This window comes from Rummeliibacillus suwonensis (assembly GCF_007896435.1).
Lineage (GTDB): Bacteria > Bacillota > Bacilli > Bacillales_A > Planococcaceae > Rummeliibacillus > Rummeliibacillus suwonensis.
Genome location: NZ_VCBL01000001.1, coordinates 1444949 through 1466212, shown reverse-complemented (window position 1 = coordinate 1466212; position 21264 = coordinate 1444949). Strand labels below are relative to the sequence as shown.

The following is a 21264-nucleotide window of genomic DNA, read 5'->3' as shown; positions in this document are numbered from 1 at the left end:
TTTTTGCACCTCATAGATTTTCAAATAGTGTCCTTGAATTCTGCAATACTTCCTGTTCTTTTTGTCGCATGAACTGCTCCATAAATGCCCAATCAGGTTCCCCTTGCTTGACTGGCAGCATAATTTTTTGAGCATTCATACGTGTTGCACTAAACTTATAGCCATAGGCATACTTTTCCTTTTGCTGAAGAATAATGGTTTTCAGAAAGAGGTAATGATATTTATTGGCATGATCGATTTGAAGTTTTATCCGTTTAACATCATCAGAAAAAATAGCTTCGTACGGATGATAGTGATTTTCAACAACACTTCCATTGTAGTTGACACCTAATACATTTTCATCTAAGCTGCTGTTGACATCTGAAGTCCATGCAGTAATACCATTATTACCATCTGTTGCACCAACAAACGGCCTAGAACCTTCATGCATATCTTTTTTAGTAAGGCGTACACCACTTAGGATATCGAAGTATTTTCGATCTCCTAAACTGAATTCTCCCCAATCGGCATCCAACAAGCTATGTTTATCTGTGATATTATTTGAATGAGGAAGTTGTATTTGATTATTGATTTGCTTGGTTTTCATATGAATATAATACTCCATGAATTTCCAATCTGGCTCATCATGATCATCTACTGGCAGCATGATCCTTTTCTTCTTCAGTCTACCAAGAGTCGCTCCATTACCGCCCCAACTTAATGTTTCCAATTGTTTCTTGATAAGTGGGATCAAGAAAAAAGCAATTTCTTTATTCATCACTGGCGTTTTTAATATTTGAATATTTTGTCCAGTATAAAAATCATAAGGTTGATAAAAGACCGTCTGTGTATCAAGACCGATACTAATCACATTTCCTTTATTCATCTGTTGTTTTTGTTTGGAAATAAACATATCTAAACCGTTGTTTTTATCAGAGCGAGTAATGTATGGATGTAACTTTTTTGTTGTATGAATGAGTTTGTTTTTATCAATACCATTTAATGTGGCATGCAAATCGAATAACTCTGTATCCCCAAGAGAGAACTCAGCCCATTTATGGCTATTTAAATCAATGCTCATCATCTGAATCACATCCTTCAAATAAGTATCCTCTTCCATGAGAATACATGTCAAATTGGAATGTTAAATAATCAGCTATTGTCGTTTCAAAGTCTTTATCTGTTGGTAGCTCATCATTAAAATAATAGAAACCGTGTAACCATTCATCCTCTGGCTCAATCGTCGTTTTTACGATAAATCTAGTATTATCGTCCGCATTACCCTTTAACACATCTAGCAAATGTTGGCGCTTACTTTTTTCCGAGCCATTCCCCATCAGTCCAACATGTTTTCTAACCTCATAGCCATCATCAGTAAAATCAACAAAGTTTACACGTTTTTGTGGGTCATGCGGAATACCGGATGTAAAGATACAAATGCAAGGATTCACGCCAACACTATGAAAAGTACTCGTATTGAGCGTAATAACAGTTTCTAAGGTGTTTTTCTCAAGTATTTGTTTTTTATATTGCTTTTCTTCTTTTGATTTTCCTACCATTGTACTAATCGGCACAATGGCTGCTAGTTTCCCATTGGGCTTCATCATTGCTAAAGCATGTCTAATAAAATTGATCTCGCTTAGATGTTTTAGATTTTTCGTCTTTGCTTGACTATAAGCAGGGTTCATCAATACTTTAGTAATCAGATTACCTTGCAGATGTTCCTTATCTTCAACGTGGAACATATCACCTTTAATAAGGTTGGATTTACCATCACCGTGAAGGATCATATTTGTTGTTGCAATCGTGAAAAGCTTTGCCTGCAACTCAATTCCAAACAAGTGATGTTGTTTAATCTCACGGATCTGTTCTTCTTTCTCAGAATGAGATAAACTTTTATTGTTTTCAACATCTGAAATCATACGTTGCATAGCTGAGATTAAGAAAGCACCTGTGCCACAAGCTGGATCCAATACATAGTCAAAGGGTTTAACATCGATCAATTCAGCCATTAGTGAAGTGATATGTCTTGGTGTCAATACGATGCCTAGTGTGTTGCCATCGCTACTACCATAGCGAACAAACTCTCCATAAAAATTCCCCAGAATATCGATGTCATTGTTAGACTTGATCAAATCCACTACTTGATCTTTTAACTTGTTAGCGTAGTAGTGAAGCGGTGTCATATTTAGGCTAGAATTGATCGTATTGAGAATTGGATCTGTTCGAATAGACCGAAATGAATCAAGCAGTACGCCATATTTTTCGTATCGCCCGTTCCAATCTAGATTTTCGATGAATGTTTTAATCGCGTTAAATATTTTATCCCCATCACGCTGTCCCTCTTTGTCATAGCCCCTTAACTGTTTTAGGTCAAACGTTTCTTCTTCTAATGCCAATAAGATCGCACTAATGACTGTGGCTTTACGTTCCCCTTCAAGATTCCCATAGTTTCGCAGATCTTCATGCAGCTCTTTTGCTACCTGTTGAACTTCACGTAACTCACGTTCAATTTTTGGCATCTCGCCGTCTATAGCTACTCGCCAGTATTCATCAATATTCGTTTCTGAAAAATCATCGAATGATTTGACATCATCTAACTTACGGATTTCTGTATCCGTCACATAATAGGGTTGGATTTGATAATAATGTGAGGTGCCAGTAACCCCTATTGCAATTACTTCTTTATAGTTGATCTTTTTATCAATGATGAGCTTGGCAAAATGAACAGCCCCATTTACAGCGTATTCGCTTCTTGCTGGAAGAGTGGTATCTACTTGACCATCTTTTAGAGATTCTAACTTGTCATTGGACAATTTGCGCTGAACGATAAATAAATGGTTTCCACTGACAAAAATAAACTCTGCTTTTTCTCCCATTAACGTAGATTGGCTTTCCCCATTTAGAGCTTGATCTATTTCATTGATATTCGTTTTTGGATATGTATAGCTGATGCCCGCATGATCTAAAAAATCTTTTACTAAGAAATCTGTATCTCCTTCCAAATCAATGGTTTGATGGTTTTTAGAACATGTATTTTGTTTAATCATGGTGTACCCAACTCCCTCACTTTTTGACTACTATTATTGTATCAAATTAGTTAAAATTAAGGAGCATTGAATTAAAGAACTCAACAATCATCTATAAAGTAAAGCTTCCATCAGTGGGGGTTTTCCTTATTCTCCAGTGAGGGAAAGGAACTCAGGTTAAAAGCGCCACGTCCTATGGCAACACCTGAGTGACCAACATCCTGTTGTCCCGAACCAATCGGGCTTTTACGGGCAGTTGATCCCCTCCTATCTTTCTCGTTTCTCTCTAAACCTTGAGATGGGGGTCTTACTGCCCGTTAACGCGGGATAAATTTGAAAAACTTGCTGCGAGTCAAAATTTTTCTTAGGTATAAAGTCAGTCACCCCAAATATGTTGCTCAAGTGAGAACAAAACAACCACACAAGGTCTTTGATACCAAGTGTGGTCGTTTTCGCTTATTCTTCATCTTCCTCATAGTCAAATTTATCAACATAAAATCAGGAAAGTTACATTTAAATCCATCTTATTCCAAAAAAATCATGGAACTGCGTGACGGAATTAGGATTTTCAGGACCTGTAATTTTTTTTAAACGTTCCACAATACCCTTTTCGATAACTCATCTAGCTTGAGTGCTTGTTTGACAAATGTCTTATCCACTTCAATGCCACGGTCATTGATGATTGGTTCAAGTAATATTCTTGCCTGATTTCCTCGCTAAACGGAATTTTGATAGTTTCATTCTTAGCCTTGTTTTTGCGACACCAATTTATCGATATCATCAAATGCATTTTCTAAACGTTCCACATGGTATAATTCGTACATATCATAGATTAAGTTCGTCAAATCCAGAGAATCCCACTGCTCAAGCACTTTCTGAGCAGTGGTTTTCTTGTTTTCCGCATATCGCTCAATAAGATAGATGAAAAAATCAGCTTGTTTACTCATCTTCATCACTCCTTAAATATTGCGAGTTTCGAGGATTACCTGTAACTCGTTCACTTTCCCACATGTCAAAAACAATACGTGGACTCAACTTATAAATTTCAAGTTCAGGATCAATTAACATCTTATAAGTTTCTGACTTAAGAAAAGAACGAATGGCCTCCATATCATTAAAGCCATACCTTTCAATCATTAATTGCGTAACTTGTCTGTCAAAGAAATCAATTGTTCTTGCAGGAATTTTGGTCATCTAGGCTCACTCCTTTCAAATATCAATAAATCAAGTGCCTTAACTGTTAAGAAAGCATATTGATCAGTCAAGTTTTGAGGTAGTAAACGTCATACCGCTTCTTCCTTTGTATATTTATCATCTATATAATCATCAATCACAGGCAAAGTCGAGTCATTTGCAACTGGACCAATCACTAAGTCATAAGGATTTTCAAGTAGTTGTTCTTTACGGTTATTTACAACAAAATCCAGCCAATCTGCATCAGCAGTTTTAAATTGGAGTATGTTTAATTCATTTATTTTTGATTCATCGATTGTGTAGATGTTCAACGTAGGTTTTCCGGTTCTTCTCCGACGCGAAACAATTTTTGCCCATCTTGTTGCTTGTTCTTCACTTGAAGTTAGATAAAAACCAGCTCCAAAGTCCAATGCTCGTAAATTAAGTCGAATTTTTGGATGCATAACTTCTACATAACTTCTACATTACTTCTTCTACATTACTTCCATGGAAAAGTTTCAAATCTTTATTCCTCCTTTTGTACAATCTAATTTTTCGTTTAATCAACAAGGAAGTTTTTCCTTAATTATACCATTAAACGAGCAATCAAATTCATTTTGCAAATCAATCTTGTTCTAAGATAGCAGTTCAATAAGCACATATTTTTCACTTGTATTCAAAGCTAAAAAATGAATGGATGCAGTCATCAGAACATTCAAATTGTTGATAACTACACTAGGTGGTTAATATATCCATGCAAGAATACGAAAAAGACATAGCCGAAATATTCAGCCATGCCTTTTTCAAAAGATATAAATTTCTTATTGAACGTACCAAATTGGTTGCTTTCCTTTTAACATTAAAAACAAACACAATTTATATTAAAAACACTTGTTATATCAAAGTCTATCTATATATTCAGTACTTTATCCAAGAAGTCCTTCGCACGTTGAGTGGATGGATTTTTGAAAAACGCTTGTGGAGCTGTATCTTCGATTAACTGACCATTGTCTATAAAGAAAATCCGATCAGCCACTTCACGAGCAAATCCCATCTCATGCGTGACGATCAACATCGTCATCCCTGTTTTCGTTAAAGATTTCATAACATCAAGAACTTCTTTTACCATCTCTGGATCAAGCGCTGATGTTGGTTCATCAAATAACATAATATCTGGTTGCATTGCTAAAGCTCTTGCAATCGCAACACGTTGTTTTTGACCACCTGATAGACGGCTTGGATATTCATCCTTTTTATCATATAAACCAACTTGCTTTAAAAGCTCTTCACCACTTTTTTCAGCTTCTGCTTTCGTCAGCTTTCTTACTTTCATCGGAGCATATGTTAGATTTTCCATGACCGTTTTATGCGGGAACAAATGGAAATGCTGAAATACCATGCCTACTTTTTCACGGACCTTCATCAAGTTTGTTTTTTTCTCTGTCACATCTTGACCATTGATGATGATTTTACCACTAGTCGGTGTTTCGAGTAAGTTGATGCATCGTAAAAAGGTTGATTTACCTGAACCAGAAGGACCGATGATTGCGATAACCTCGCCATCTTGAATCGTTGTTGAAATACCTTTTAGCACATCGTTTTTGCCATACGATTTATGCAAATCTTGTACATTAATCACCTATTCTCATCCTTTTCTCAACCAATTTACCAGCATATGATAGCACTAACACGATCAAATAGTAGATGACCCCAGCAATGAGCAATGGCTCAATATAGTGGAATGTCGCACCACCCACAATATATGCACGGCGCATTATATCTAAAGCACCGATTACCGTCACGATGGCTGATTCTTTTGTCAATGAAATAAATTCATTCATTAAAGCCGGAATAATATTTTTTAACGCTTGTGGCAAAATAATATCTTTCATCATACTAGCATAAGAGACACCTAAAGCTTGTGCTGCCTCGCTTTGGCCTTTATCAACTGCCATTATGCCACCTCGAATGATTTCAGAGATATAAGCCGCTGAGTTTAAAGAGAAAGCAAGAATAGCGGCAGGCATAGGTTCAATCTCAATATTCGGGAACATTTGCGGAATCCCCATGTAAATGATGATCAACTGCAAAACAAGTGGTGTACCACGAAATACAGAAGTATAGAAATCAGCCAGCCATTTAAGGAATCTGATGCCACTCAATTTAACAAGTGACAGCAAAACCCCGAGAATAAAACCTAATACACATGCAATTGCTGCAATTTCTAATGTAACGACAATCCCTTTAATGATATAAGGGATCGATGGCATAATTGGCGTAAAATCCAAATTCATCTTTAGAACCTCTTTCTCCTGTTACTCAACCTTGAACCATTTTGCTCTCATTTTATCGATTTCTCCAGCATCGTCTAATTCTTTTACAGCTTTGTTGAATTCTGTAACCAATTTACTGCCTTTAGGAAATGCTGCTGCCTTTTTTTGATTTTCAACGCCTTCAATGGCTGAGTATTTTAAATCATTATTTTGCTTAACATAGTTTTTGGCAACGATATCTTCTAGCACGATGGCATCAAGTCTTCCAAGTTTCACTTCTTGGATCAATTCAGGTACACGGTCACGAGTTTCTACTTTTACAGTTTTTAATTTATCCTTAATCGTGTTTGCTGTATCTTCTTCAATAGAAGAAACTTGTGCACCAATTTTTTTACCTTTTAAATCATCAATGCCGTTAAAAGTAGCACCTTTTTTCGTAATAATATAATCTACTGTATCGTAATACGAATCTGTGAAATCTACCACTTTCGCACGTTTTTCGTTTGGTGTAATACCAGCCATGGCAAAATCAATTTTTTTAGATTGTACAGCTGGGATTAAACTATTGAATTCCATATCTTGAATTTTCAATTGATAACCCATTTTTTTCGTAACTGCTTTCGCTAAATCTACATCAAATCCGATGATTTCATCTGATTTTGCTGAATCGATATATTCAAATGGGGCAAAATCTGCTGATGTTCCCATTACTAATACTTTTTTGTTGTCTTGATCATTGTTGTTGTCAGTCGCAGTTTTATCTGAATTAGATCCACATCCTGCTAGTGATAGTGATAATACAGCGGCTGCTGCAAATAACCATTTCTTTTTCATACTAAAAAGCTCCATTCTATAGTTGTTTATATATATTCTCTCATCGAGTGCTCAAATTATTGCATAATAATACGGGTAAACTGCAAATCATGAATATATATGAATTAATATTTATAAATATAATAACATAAATTTTTAAAAACTAAAGTCTTTTTACGTAAGAATGTGCTTTTTTTCGAAAAATATGATATAAATTTTCATTTGAAACGTAAAAATAATATCTTTGTCGAATAAAATCAATTAAATAAGAGATTTTTGTCGTTTTTCCTTATTCCTCGGGCAATATTTATTTTTTTGAATATTTCCTATCTTGTGTGAGTTTTGATTTATTCAACTATACAGTTTTAAAATGAAAAAACCAAAATGCTGATAAATCAACATTTCAGTTTTGTTATAAATGGATCAACCTGCCTAGCTAATACATATACTTATTTCAACAAGTATCTAATATGGTGAAGACCCACTTGAATAGTTCTTTATTTTCCAACCGTTAACAACATTTCGCGAATCGTTTTACATGCAACGGCTGTCGATGCACCAGATGGATCATAGGATGGAGATAATTCTACGACATCTGCTGCAACAATATAGTTTAACTTTTGTAATTGCTGAATACCAATTAATAGCTCTTTATACGTTATACCACCCGGTTCAGGTGTTCCTGTCCCTGGAAATGTACCGGGATCTAGTACATCCAAGTCAATCGTAATATATGTAGGAACATTTTCTAGCTTTTCTACCACTTCACCTAAAGTATCAATCGTAAAGCGCTCCATATAAGTATGTTCTTTGGACCATTCAAATTCTTCTTTTAAACCTGAACGAATACCAAATTGAAAGATTCGTCCATCTCCCAAAAATTCATGACAACGACGAATAATGGAGGCATGCGATAGTTTTTCTCCCATATATTCTTCTCGCAAATCAGTGTGTGCATCAATATGGATCACATGCAAATCTGGATACTTTTCATAAACTGCTTGAATAGTTGGATAGCTGACTAAATGCTCTCCCCCAACCATTACAAATTTTTTGTTATCAGAAACAAGTGAACGACTAAATGTTAAGATTTCATCCATTGTTTTTTGCGTATTTCCAAGAGGCAGTTCTAAATCTCCACTATCATAAATAGCGATCTCTTCTAAATCACGATCCAAATAAGGTGAATAAGTTTCTAATCCATAGGAGTCCGGGCGAATCGCTTGCATCGCAAAACGAGTGCCCGGTCTAAAGCTTGTCGTCCCATCAAATGGAATACCGAAAAGTACAAGACTAGACTCTTCATATTGATTGTCACATCCAATGAATGTTGATACATTTAATGGCTTATTTTGCATATGTTAATTACTCCTTTATTTGCTTCGATGTTTTTATCTGGATTCAGCAAAAAGCTCCCATCTCTATAGGTGGTGGGATGAATGCTGTTTTTTCTAATTCAGCAGATGTGCAAATGCCTGCTGAATCAAGATAAAGCCTCCGGCGGATGTCACGGATTTTGAAGAGGAGTTTTTCGAGCAAGCTCGAAAAAAATCCGGACGCAATTACGCTGGAGGCGTAATTGATGGTTTCACTACCGTAATATGATGCTTTAAAGCAGATTCGGTCAGAACATTACCGAATGTTTTAGAGTAGTAGTGATATTGTTGAATAACATCTTCTGATATTAATTCTCCTGGAATGACAAGCGGAATACCTGGAGGATAAATCATCAACAAATCCGCACTGATTTTTCCAAGTGCCATATCGATTGGTAACAATTCATGCTCGGCATAGTATGCATCCCTTGGACTCAACAATAATTTATTGGGATGAGTAGGTGTTACATTGGTCGAATAGATTGGTTTTTTTCTGCCGTATAAACGATTGATCTCACAAAGGGCATATACTAATTTTTTCAACGATTCCTCATCATCAGCTGTCGTAACCACAGCCATAACTACATAGCCTTCAGCTAATTCCATTTGAATTTGGTACTTTTCTTTTAGCAGTGTATATACTTCAAAACCTGTTAACCCGCTGTCGTTCACACGGATCACCATTTTAGTCCAATCATAAGCTTGCATATTCTGTTTTTTTACATAATCATTTTTTAGCACTTCAAAGCATGTATGCTGTTCGATATCATGAATTGCCTTTTCTACAAGTGGTTTTAAATCTTTATAGCGATCATACCCGTACAATGCAAGGTCATGTCTTGCAACGTCTAAGGAACTCATCAATAGATAGTTCGCACTTGTTGTCTGTAACATGTTCAACGTTTTTTGCATGGTTTTCGCTGAGACACGGCCTTCATTTAAAAATAAAATCGAACTTTGAGTCAGCGATCCTCCTGTTTTATGCATACTCATTGTAACGATATCGGCACCTGCAACAATTGGATCTATTTGACCGGGCATAAATGGCAGATGTGCACCATGTGCGCTATCCACAATCACAGTAATATCCCGATCATGCGCTAACCTGCAAATCGCCCTTAAATCATTCATCGAACCAAAGTAAGTCGGATATGTTACTAAGATTGCCTTTGCTTCCGGATATGCGGATAAAGTTTTCGTCACACTTTTTACTGAAATCCCATGCGAAATCCCGAAGTGTACATCTACCTCTGGTTCAATAAAAATAGGTTTTGCCCCACTTAAAATTAAGCCATTCATAACGGATTTATGACAATTCCGAGGCACAATTAATACATCATCAGGTTTACAAGAAGCTAAAATCATCGCTAAAATGCCTGATGTTGTACCATTCACTAAAAAGTAAGCTTGATCTGCCCCAAAAGCATTGGCCGCCAGCTGCTGTGCTTCTTTAATAACCGATTCAGGGTGACTTAGTAAATCTAACTCTTTCATGGAGTTAACATCCATTTTCATTGTCATTTCACCAAGTATATTTTTTAAGGGACTTGCCTGTGCACCCATTTTATGACCAGGAACATCAAAAGGTGTTACATCCTTTTTGGCGTAATCCACTAATGTTTCAAATAACGGCATTCTTTCTTGTGCTTGAGCAAATTCTCTGATTTGGGTTTGTTCTTGAATGCTATTCATTATTCAACGCCCTCCCCGATCGGTTTGCAAACTAATTTGGAATAATAGGGTGTTGAAATCATTTCAAGAACATGATTTGTAAAATATTTTTGAATTTTATGAAAATATAATTTCAAAACAAACTTAGATGGCAATAAAATAAAAACAGTCAATATTAAACACCTCAACTAAAAAATGTTATTTTTAGCATAGAAAAAAGCTCTCCAACCATTAGAAGGAAAGCTTCGATTAGTATCAACTGCTTATCCTCTTATCGTTCACAAAACTTCGTACATTTTGCGCTCAGGTTGAGCCCCAAAATCTGATTTTGATCAGTCTGGTTTGCCACCGTATCTTAGACCCCTCGTCTCAACGGTTATTAATAAGAGCAACTTTATTCATGCTGAGGCTAATAATAATTGATTTCACGAAAACTGTCAAATCGTTTTTTGGGATAAATTTCAGTTTTGAATGATCCAATTATTTTATAATTTAAAAATTAAATATGTATAAATTAAAACTGTTCTATTCAATTTAGGACTTACCTATATAAAAAAGCGACTAAGTTTCTCTATTCAGAAAAACCTGCCACTTTTAAAATACGTTTATTTATTAAGGATTATCATTAATTTGCTAATAATTAACTGTAATTTTCTGCAATTAAATAATTTTGAATAACTGATACAGATATACGTCAAAATCTATTCTGTTATACTACAATATCTTTTAAAAAAATGCTTCAAAATTTTTTTATTAAGGATGTTGATGATCCAATTTCCCACACAAAATATAGTGTATATGCTGATTTTCGCTACGGCTCGCTCGCTTTCCTGAGGGCGGCGAACGCTGAGCCGCTTCGGGGCAACACGATGTTGATCCCAAAGTCGTTGCCACAGGAAAAATGATATGGATTCGTTTATGTCATCAAATATTGCAATTGATCTGCATAGGTTAGAGCAGTTGGATTCCAATTTCGTTTCAGACATTCAGTCATGGTATAAGAAAAACCTATTTTACGAATAAATTCAATAAATTTTCCATCTAACCATGGTGGTGTCCAGGCACCTGAACGACAAATATGAATAGCTGATATTTTCGTCTTTTCATCTAAATCATTTATTGTTGGATATTCAATATGATATAATTCGTTCATTTGTTGGAAATTTTCAGGCTTTTCAGCCGTGTATGGACCATAAATGATATGGGCTTCTTTTACTTTTTTGTTTTTTAGTAATTTGCCTAACCAGTTTGCACAATTCAACTCAAACTCAAGAGATGGTAGACCCCCATAACCCAAATCAGAATGAGCGTCAAAAAGGTATACATTATCACAATTATACATCTGTGCAATTTTATAAGATAAAGCATGTGAATCTGAGACAAATATATGAACATGCGAATCAAACTCAAAAATTTTCTTCATCTTCCCCCAAAACTTATCGGCCTCTTCAGAAAGTTGATATCGTTTTTGAAGATCTTTACCTTCCGATTTAAATTGAAAATATCGCTTATACCACAAATCATTTACTGTTTTTTTGTTTTCGATAGTTGATACACAATTTTTGTTGTCTAATGAAATAAAATAATCCCAATCTATTGATAATAAATTGTTTCCCATGATAACCACCTCTAATAAGTTCGTTCAATCATTGATTATCTATTTCGTCATTTTATTAGCCATTGAAGTCATTGAGTGCTATATCTTTTATAAGATAATTGTAGTTCTTAACAAATTTAAAGTCAATTTATCCATATATAAACAATTAAAGGATGTTCGTTAAAGTGAGGGTTCCATCAGCTGGGGTTTTCTTCCTCATTGAAATAGAGGAACGGAAGTGAAAAGCGCCACGTCCTGTGGCAACAACTGAGGGACCAACATCTTGTTGGCCCGAACCAATCGAGCGCATGCGGCAGTTATTCCCGCATCTATCTATTTTTGCGTTTCTATCTATATCTTGAGGGGGGTCTTACTGCCAGTTAATGCGGATAAATAATAATAAAACAGATGATCTAAAAAAATAAGTCAGATCATCTGTTTACTGTACTAATTTTTTGAAATTTTTGAGATTTGTAAAAGACGGGCTAATCGTTGATCGTAATTTTGTGTTCATAAAGTTCTCCTGGAAATTCAATAGATAAAAATGATAACAAAGAATGGCTTAAATCGCGTGGGATGCAAAAGTGGACGTTGTTGATGTGAGTATGCCGACCGAGCTTATAAATGCTCTCAAAGAGGGAATCCTTAGAATAATGCTGATGATCAATACGTTCTCCCACTTTAGAAACATACTCCACAACATAAAATCGATCGTCCTTATGAATGTTGAGAGTTAACAAAAAATCACTTCCTTTCGGTAGTTTCACTATTTACATTAAATAGTAATTATATTATATCATAAAGCAGAATTATTGTGACACTAATAAGCGCTATTTTGCTCTATATAGCATAGAATCCCTGATAGGATCAATCTTCAGGCAATACAAATATAAATTACTTTGCCCCACTCTTTAATGTTCTATTCGAACCTTTGTCAATCATGCATCAAGCACATCTCCACTACTTCAATCCAGCTATAGCCAAGAAGTTTTCAAAAGGAAAATGGATCATACAAAAAGCACAGAATACTGATTAAACAACATTCTGTGCTCTATTTATCATGATAAAACGGAATCTCTGCTTTTTAGACAACACATTGCTATTTTATCACCTTTACTTCAATTATTGGTATTAAATATATACTTTATCCTATACAAAAAGCTTAGAGGAGGCTACTGTAATCTTGCAAATCGATCATAAACATCTTGCAAATTTTCACAACCGATCTTTTTGGCTCTTTCAATATAAAGGCTCCATAATTTCGCGGTCAATACTGCATCACCTAAAGCGTGATGTCGATTGATAATCGGGATATGATTATGAGAACAAAAATCTTCTAACTTAACAATACTCAAGTTTCGTTCCACTATTTTGAACAAAAATGCTGTATCCACTATTCGGTACTTAAAAGGTGTTCTAAAATAATGATTACTTGCATATTTCATAAAGCTTCGCTCATGATTTGCATGATGGGCAACAAGTGTTGAATCTTTTACAAATTCAAGAAATTCAAGAAAGACATTTGCTGCTGGAGGAGCAGATTGAATGGCCTCATTTGTAATACCCGTCAGTTTTATGATTTCAAGTGGAATATTCTTTTCAGAATGCATGAGTGAATAAAATGTTTCGTCTTCAAGAATATTTGAACCGTTCATCCTAATGGCACCAATTGATAATATTTCATCTCCCTTTTCTGGATGAAAACCTGTCGTTTCAATATCAAAAACGACTACATTTAGTTCCGTTAAAGGGATTGTTAAAGCTTCTTCCGGCTGTATTTCTTTTTGCAAGCCTCTCAAAAATGCAATTTGTTGAGCATTTTGAACTTCCCCTAAACCTCCTGAATTCCGTTTACCTTGTATGGATCTTAACAACTGCTGAAACGGTTCAAAAGCCATAATTAACACCCTTTTTCAATAAGCTCGATTACTTCGTCATGAATTCTTACACCCGTTTTAAGAATTTGCTTGATTTGCTTTTTTTTCTCTTTTTCAAGACCCGCAATTCTTAAATAATGTGTGTCTGAATAATCATTTACTTTATATAAAGATAGCCTATACTTTAATAAAAGTTCGAAATTCTGTTCACAATTTTGAAGCAATTGACCATATTCCTTTTGTTGAGTTAACTGAGAAATACGTGCAAGTGTTGAAGTTTCATATATTCCTTCTTTAATTGCCAATATTCGTATCGCATTCACATACGGAACAAAGGCTGAATACTTCAAATCTATACACCCCTGATATGTACCGTAACGTTCCACCAAAATTTGTCCCAAAGGTCCAATGATATTTTTTATATGCATTATATTTGCTAAAAATCGTTTTAATAGTTTTGGATGCTCTAATTGATAGTCATAGATGACGGTTTTCAACTGCTTGATATATGGCTCTTCACCCTCTATGACTCTAGCATCATAAAATATTTGTAAATAGCGGATCGCTCCCCAACTTTCAGATTCCATCCAGGCAAGCAATTGTTCTTTCCACCCCTGAAAAGATTTGCACCACAGCGGATTCGAACTCATAATATACCCCTTACAATATGGATATCCCACAAATGCAAGACCATCTGCAAGCTCTTCCCCAAGAGCTTTAAAATAGAGATGACATTCTTCAGAATCTTCCATATAGATCATGCCATGATCTTGATCACTAATGAAACCTTGTTCAAACCTACCACCGCTTCCTGTTACAAACCATGAAAAGTCGCAAGGTGGCTCCCCTTTGTTTAATTTTTCAATTGCCACCTTTAACACTTTCCGCATAATTTGATCATGGAATGAATTAAGACCTATTAAATCATTTTTAAATGTAGAAATATTTTGCTCTTTCCATTCTTTAATGGACTCATATGTTAACACCCCAGTGTTCAAAAGAAGCACTTCCTTTTTGTAAAAAGCCTAAAGATAGGCTTTTCACTTATGAACTTACGTGAGTTTTACTAGCGGTAACATTTGTATCTTTTTGTTGTGTTACCATTTGTTCTGGATAACCATAACTACCATGTTCGCTAATATCTAACCCCATAATTTCTTCTTCTTCAGTGACACGAATTCCTCCCATGACTTTCTTCATTACCCAAAGAATTAAGAAAGAAATGATAAATGCATATAGCCCTGAAACAAGAACACCTGTAAACTGTACACCCAATTGGTGAAGACCGCCACCATAGAATAATCCTGGTTTACCGACAGTAGCTAATTCCTTTGTAGCAAAGAAACCAGTTGATAATGTTCCCCACATACCTGGGATACCATGAACAGATACGGCAAAGATTGGATCGTCGATTTTTCTGCTTTCTAAGAAACGAGCACTATAGAAAGTTAAGATACCTGCGATGAAACCAATTACAACTGAAGCCCAAACATCAACAAATGCACAGGATGCAGTAATGGCAACTAATCCAGCTAAAGCACCATTTAAAAGTGTAGGAATATCAGGTTTACCTAGTACGATCCATGAAATTAAAGTTGCCGCTACTGCACCAGCTGCTGCAGCAAGGTTTGTGTTAAGTGCAACGAATCCAAAGAATCCATCTTCTACTGATACTGTACTACCTGCGTTAAATCCGAACCAGCCAACCCAAAGTAATAGTACTGCTAGTGCAGTATACACTTGGTTATGACCTGCAATGTTATTAGAAGAACCATCTTTATTAAATTTACCAATACGAGGTTTTAAAACAATTGTTGCTGCTAATGCTGCCATAGCACCCGTTAAGTGAACGACAGTAGATCCTGCAAAGTCTTGTTTACCATGTTCAGCTAACCAGCCGCCTCCCCAGATCCAGTGAGCGATTACGGGATAAACTAAAATACCAAATAAGATCGTGAAAACAACATATGCTGAAAATTTCGCACGTTCTGCAAAACCACCAAGAGCAATTGTAATAGAAATAGCAGCAAATGCTAATTGGAATACGAAGAAGACCGTCGTTGCTAGACCAGCATCTTTTACTTGATCTCCAGAGTATAAAAAGTCCGTCATTCCTGTAAAGAAGTTTGCGTTACCTCCAAATATCAAACCGTAGCCTAACGCCCAGAATACTAATGATGCTAAACCAAAAGTGAAAATCGTTTTGCCGGCTACATGACCAGCGTTTTTCATTCTTGTGGAACCGGCTTCTAATAATATGAATCCGCCAATCATTAAAATAACTAAAACTGCCGCAACCATCGTCCACAAGCTATTCATTAGATACGTTGCATCCATGAATATCAACCTCATTTCTTATGTTATTTTTCCAAACAAACTTATGTTAGTTTTCATAACACGTTTGCTGTTAATTTATATTTTACACATTAAAAAATAATAGTCAATAGAATTTTCAGAATTTATTTCTATAATGTTATAAAATCTAACATATATTTGTATAAAGCGTTTTCATGATCAAAGAACTACTATATTTTCTGATGAAGACATAGTATTTGGTTCTTTGGTTTGTTCTTCATGTAGATCCATTTATTTCTCTTTTCCTATTTTTATAAATTCAGCCAATTTTAAAACACCTATTGACAGTTTTCTTGAACGAACTGTCAATAGGTGTTATCGTTACATCATTTTGCATATTTATTGAAATGAAATAGCTCACGTACTAGTAATCGTTCTTACATACCCATAGGAAGAGGATGCCTGAAAAACGTTAAAAATCGACCATATTATCCTAAAATAAAATCAAACTTCACATAGTGGAAGCTTTTTCATCCACACCATGTGAAGCTTGTAAGTGTTGTTGTTCCATATTGAAATAACGTTTCGGTTACATCTTTTATGCAAGTTTTTAAACTAAATTGGCATAATCATAACTAAATCTGCATATCTGATTGCCCAGCACGATGTCATGACTCTTTTATTGCAGGAACTTTTTGTACATGAATAATTTCACCATCTGTATCAACATCGACTGCATAGGAGCCATTTGAGAATCGATCTGCCAAACGATATTGGTCTTCCCTTAGCTCTTCTTGCACGCCTTTTTCAGTAGTGATGAGAATACCTTCACCTTCTTCTACGTAAACGACTGCACAAATTCGATGTGGATTTTTCTTCAGTTCGCGAAGAGTTAACACACCACGTAGTGCACGATTCCCTAATTCCACTTCATCCAAAGCCATCTTCTTGACTGCTCCGCGTTGTGTCACGATCATTACTTTTCCTTTATGATGTTCTGGAATGACATTAGCCGCTTGTATAAAGTCACCGTCTTTTAAATTCATCGCTTTTACACCAGCTGTTTTGATACCCGTTACTTGTATCTCGTCAAGCTCAAAGCGGATAGCATAGCTACAGTAAGTTGTTAAATAAACTTCAACTGTTGGCTCGACGATACCCGCAAAAATGACCACATCATCTTTTTTAACATTCATCATTTTAAGCGGTTTTGTATAGCGTTGTACAAAGAACTCAGCTAAAGCTGTACGTTTGATTTGACCATTTTTCGTAATAGTTAAAACGTATTGATCTACCTTAAAATCAGCTACACCACAAGCATTAATAATTTTTTCATTCGCATCCAGCGGTACAATACTTGATATATGTTGGCCCAGGTCTTTCCAGCGAATATCCGGCAATTCGTGCACCGGTTGGAATATATAATGTCCTTTATCTGTAAATAACAATAAATGCTGCTGTGTATTTAGCGTTGATTCATACAGCAAATGGTCAGATTCTTTGATGGCAAAATCTTTTCCGTTTGACGCGTTGTATGAGCGAATACTTGTACGTTTAATATAACCATCTTGTGTCACAGTGACGACTACATCTTCACTAGGGATCAATACTTCCATATCTAATTTGATCTCTTCTATTTCCTCTTGGATAAGAGATCGTCTTGGCTCAGCAAATCGTTTTTTTACTTCTTCCAATTCTTTTTGAAGTACCTTTATCAACTTTGCATCACTATCTAAAATACTTTGTAATTCTATAATTTTCTTTTCAAGTTCTGCTTGTTCTTCACGTAATTCTGTAATATCTGTATTGGTCAAACGATATAATTGTAAAGAAACAATTGCCTCTGCCTGAACTTCTGTGAAGGCGAATCTTTGTTGCAAGTTGCTTTTCGCATCTTTTTTATCTTTTGAAGCGCGGATGGTTGCAATGACTTCGTCCAATATAGATAGAGCTTTCATCAACCCTTCAACGATATGTAAACGATCTTTTGCCTTTTTCAAGTCAAATTTGGAACGTCTAGTGACCACTTCTTTTTGGTGTGCAATGTAAGCATCTAAAAGAAGTGGTAAACTCATCATCGTAGGACGACGGTTATAAATGGCAATCATGTTGAAATTATACGTTACTTGCAAATCTGTATTTTTTAATAAATATTTTAAAATCGGTTCGCCACTAACATCCTTTTTCAACTCGACAACAATGCGTAATCCGGAACGGTCAGATTCATCGCGTACTTCTGCAATTCCCTCTAAACGTTTGTCTAGACGCATCTCATCCATTTTCTTCACAAGATTTGCCTTATTGACTTCGTATGGTATTTCCGTAATAACAATTTGCTCTTTTGAACCTTTTAACGGCTCGATTTCAGATTTTGCACGGACAATTATTTTACCCCTACCTGTTTCATAGGCCTTTTTAATACCATCAATCCCTTGAATGACTCCACCTGTTGGGAAATCTGGACCTTTAATAACTGTCATCAATTCTTCTACCGTTACATTCGGCTTTTTCATACGCATTAATACAGCATCCAAAACTTCTTTTAAATTATGAGGTGGGATATCTGTGGCATAACCAGCTGAAATACCTGTAGAACCATTGACTAATAAGTTAGGAAAACGTGAAGGCAATACAGTCGGCTCCATATCTTGGTCATCGAAGTTTGGAACGAAATCAACTGTTTCTTTTTGAATATCACGTAACATTTCAGCAGCAATCGTAGATAAACGCGCTTCTGTATAACGCATTGCTGCCGGTGGATCCCCATCAACTGACCCGTTATTGCCATGCATTTCGATCAGCATATGACGTGCTTTCCAATCTTGACTCATACGTACCATTGCTTCGTAAACGGAGCTATCACCATGTGGATGATAGTTACCAATTACATTCCCTACTGTTTTAGCAGATTTACGGAATGGCTTATCATGCGCGTTGCCTTCCATAAACATTGCATATAAAATACGGCGTTGCACAGGCTTAAGCCCATCTCTTGCATCCGGAAGAGCACGATCTTGAATAATATATTTACTATATCGACCGAAACGATCACCGATGACTTCTTCTAAGAGCAAGTCTTGAAATTTCTCTGATTGTGTCATTTAAGCTCTTCCTCCTCTTTGGTAATAAATTCACTTTCTAAAATATTGTTATCTTCTTCAAGACCAAAATCTACATGTGATTCAATCCATTTACGACGTGGCTCAACTTTGTCTCCCATTAATGTAGCTACACCTTTTTCAGCACGATCTACATCATTGATTTTAACGCGTACCAGCGTTCGTGTTTCTGGATTCATCGTTGTTTCCCAAAGTTGTTCGGCATTCATTTCACCAAGACCTTTGTATCTTTGTAGAATATATCCTTTACCGATTTTTTTAATCGCTTGTTGCAAATCCTTTTCAGTCCATGCATATTCTACAACCTCTTTACGGCCAGTACCCCTTGATACCTTATACAGTGGTGGTAACGCAATATACACTTTTCCGGCTTCCACAAGTGGTTTCATATAACGGAAGAAGAATGTCAACAATAGTACTTGGATATGTGCACCATCGGTATCCGCATCGGTCATAATGATCACTTTATCATACGCTGAATCTTCAACATTGAAGTCAGATCCAACACCCGCTCCAATTGCGTGGATAATCGTAGAAATTTCTTCATTCTTCATGATATCTTGCAATTTTGCTTTTTCTGTATTGATCACTTTTCCTCGCAGCGGCAAAATGGCTTGGAATGTGCGATCCCGTCCCTGTTTTGCTGATCCACCCGCAGAGTCCCCTTCGACTAAATACAATTCATTTTTCGCAGCGTTTTTAGACTGAGCTGGCGTTAGCTTACCAGATAAAATCGTGCTTTGTTTTTTGGACTTCTTACCGTTTCTGGCATCTTCTCTCGCCTTTCTCGCCGCTTCACGAACCTGTTGTGCACGAATTGCTTTTCGTACAAGTGAAGCACTCAGCTCTGCATTTTCTTCTAAGATATACATCAGCTTCTGAGAAATAACAGCATCCACTGAACTACGTGCTTCTGACGTACCCAGTTTTCCCTTTGTTTGTCCTTCAAACTGTAACAGATTTTCTGGAATCCGAACAGAAATAATAGCTGCAAGACCTTCACGTATATCTGAACCGTCTAAATTCTTATCTTTTTCTTTTAGTAGACCAATTTTTCTAGCATAATCGTTGAATACGCGAGTCATTGCAGCCTTTGCTCCTGTTTCATGAGTACCGCCATCACGAGTTCGCACATTATTAACGAAAGACAAAATGGTTTCTGAATAACCATCGTTGAACTGGAATGCAAATTCTACTTCAATTTCATCTTGCGCACCTTCAACATATTTAACAGGATGAAGGACATCTTTTTCCTCATTCAAATAAGCTACAAACGCTTCAATACCATTTTCATAGTGATAGATCTCATGGCGTTCCGTTGCTTCTTCGATTAACTCGATTTTTAAATTTTTTAGTAAAAATGCTGACTCACGTAGACGTTCTGCTAATATGTCAAAATTATATTTACTAGTAGAAAAAATTGTATCGTCCGGCTTGAAATGAATAAATGCACCTGTTTCTTTTGTAGAACCAATTTTCTCTAATGTTGTTACAGGTTTACCACCGTTTTCAAAGCGCATACGATACTTGCTACCATCACGATAAATGATGACTTCTAGCCATGAAGATAACGCATTCACTACAGATGCACCTACACCATGTAATCCACCACTCGTTTTATAACCACCTTGTCCAAATTTCCCACCCGCATGTAATACGGTGAAAATCACTTCCGGAGTTGGTTTACCAGTTTTATGCATACCTGTAGGAATACCTCGGCCATAGTCACGCACGCTAATACTTTGGTCAGCATGAATCTTTACAATGATATGATTGCCAAAACCAGCTAGTACTTCATCTACGGCATTATCAACAATTTCATATACGAGATGATGCAATCCACGGCTATCTGTAGAGCCGATATACATACCGGGACGCTTTCTAACTGCCTCTAATCCTTCTAATACTTGAATATCATCTTCATTGTAAGACGTGATTGTCTGTTTACTTGTCAAAAAAATTCCCCCTAAATACAAACACCCGTTCTACTTTTATCCATATTAAACACAATGATTAGAACTGTCAACTTTTGCATTTTATATACATTCAGCATTTATTGTAT

Annotated in this window: 16 protein-coding genes and 1 pseudogene; all 17 read right to left on the bottom strand. The window is 36.0% G+C overall.

Annotation, left to right across the window (positions count from 1 at the left end):
* Window positions 1-10: 10 nt before the first annotated feature.
* The 17 genes and pseudogenes from FEU33_RS06810 to parE all read right to left on the bottom strand — a co-directional run bounded on the left by FEU33_RS06810 (window position 11) and on the right by parE (window position 21157).
* Window positions 11-1063, bottom strand: a complete 1053-nt coding sequence (locus tag FEU33_RS06810; protein ID WP_186731338.1) for a restriction endonuclease subunit S — start codon at window positions 1061-1063, stop codon at window positions 11-13.
* The gene (locus FEU33_RS06805; RefSeq protein ID WP_146548655.1) at window positions 1050-3029 is read right to left on the bottom strand and encodes an N-6 DNA methylase; all 1980 of its coding nucleotides are present in this window, start codon (window positions 3027-3029) and stop codon (window positions 1050-1052) included. Before FEU33_RS06805 ends, FEU33_RS06810 begins: the two co-directional genes overlap by 14 nt.
* Before the next feature lie 722 nt (window positions 3030-3751).
* Window positions 3752-3955 carry a DUF3791 domain-containing protein gene (locus FEU33_RS06800; RefSeq protein ID WP_146548654.1) on the bottom strand — a complete coding sequence of 68 codons (204 nt, stop codon included), beginning with the start codon at window positions 3953-3955 and terminating at the stop codon, window positions 3752-3754.
* On the bottom strand, window positions 3948-4202 hold the full coding sequence (locus FEU33_RS06795) for a hypothetical protein (RefSeq protein WP_146548653.1): 255 nt from the start codon (window positions 4200-4202) through the stop codon (window positions 3948-3950). The genes FEU33_RS06800 and FEU33_RS06795 overlap by 8 nt, the downstream gene beginning before the upstream one ends.
* Window positions 4203-4291: 89 nt before the next feature.
* A pseudogene (locus FEU33_RS06790) lies at window positions 4292-4648 on the bottom strand (DUF3990 domain-containing protein); the annotation flags it as partial.
* Between the two features lie 443 nt (window positions 4649-5091).
* Window positions 5092-5820, bottom strand: coding sequence for an amino acid ABC transporter ATP-binding protein (locus FEU33_RS06785; protein ID WP_146548652.1), 729 nt, complete (start codon window positions 5818-5820; stop codon window positions 5092-5094).
* Window positions 5813-6475, bottom strand: coding sequence for an amino acid ABC transporter permease (locus FEU33_RS06780; RefSeq protein ID WP_146548651.1), 663 nt, complete (start codon window positions 6473-6475; stop codon window positions 5813-5815). The genes FEU33_RS06785 and FEU33_RS06780 overlap by 8 nt, the downstream gene beginning before the upstream one ends.
* Before the next feature lie 21 nt (window positions 6476-6496).
* Window positions 6497-7288 carry a transporter substrate-binding domain-containing protein gene (locus tag FEU33_RS06775; protein ID WP_146548650.1) on the bottom strand — a complete coding sequence of 264 codons (792 nt, stop codon included), beginning with the start codon at window positions 7286-7288 and terminating at the stop codon, window positions 6497-6499.
* Window positions 7289-7764: 476 nt separating this feature from the next.
* Window positions 7765-8625 (bottom strand): agmatinase, encoded by an 861-nt coding sequence (gene speB, locus FEU33_RS06770; protein ID WP_146548649.1) that lies wholly within the window; start codon window positions 8623-8625, stop codon window positions 7765-7767.
* 204 nt (window positions 8626-8829) lie between these two features.
* Complete coding sequence (locus tag FEU33_RS06765) at window positions 8830-10335, bottom strand: aminotransferase class I/II-fold pyridoxal phosphate-dependent enzyme (protein ID WP_146548648.1); 1506 nt, start codon at window positions 10333-10335, stop codon at window positions 8830-8832.
* 895 nt (window positions 10336-11230) lie between these two features.
* Window positions 11231-11932, bottom strand: coding sequence for an arginase (locus tag FEU33_RS06760; RefSeq protein ID WP_146548647.1), 702 nt, complete (start codon window positions 11930-11932; stop codon window positions 11231-11233).
* 145 nt (window positions 11933-12077) lie between these two features.
* Window positions 12078-12221, bottom strand: a complete 144-nt coding sequence (locus FEU33_RS18725; protein WP_186731337.1) for a hypothetical protein — start codon at window positions 12219-12221, stop codon at window positions 12078-12080.
* A gap of 862 nt (window positions 12222-13083) precedes the next feature.
* Window positions 13084-13809, bottom strand: coding sequence for an exonuclease domain-containing protein (locus FEU33_RS06755; protein WP_146548646.1), 726 nt, complete (start codon window positions 13807-13809; stop codon window positions 13084-13086).
* A 2-nt stretch (window positions 13810-13811) separates the two neighbouring features.
* A complete protein-coding gene (locus FEU33_RS06750) occupies window positions 13812-14795 on the bottom strand; it encodes a DUF294 nucleotidyltransferase-like domain-containing protein (protein ID WP_376752483.1) in 984 nt (327 codons plus the stop codon).
* Between the two features lie 37 nt (window positions 14796-14832).
* Window positions 14833-16125, bottom strand: a complete 1293-nt coding sequence (locus tag FEU33_RS06745) for an ammonium transporter (protein WP_146548645.1) — start codon at window positions 16123-16125, stop codon at window positions 14833-14835.
* Between the two features lie 626 nt (window positions 16126-16751).
* Window positions 16752-19184, bottom strand: a complete 2433-nt coding sequence (parC, locus tag FEU33_RS06740) for a DNA topoisomerase IV subunit A (protein ID WP_146548644.1) — start codon at window positions 19182-19184, stop codon at window positions 16752-16754.
* Window positions 19181-21157 (bottom strand): DNA topoisomerase IV subunit B, encoded by a 1977-nt coding sequence (parE, locus tag FEU33_RS06735; RefSeq protein ID WP_146548643.1) that lies wholly within the window; start codon window positions 21155-21157, stop codon window positions 19181-19183. The genes parC and parE overlap by 4 nt, the downstream gene beginning before the upstream one ends.
* Between the last annotated feature and the right edge of the window lie 107 nt (window positions 21158-21264).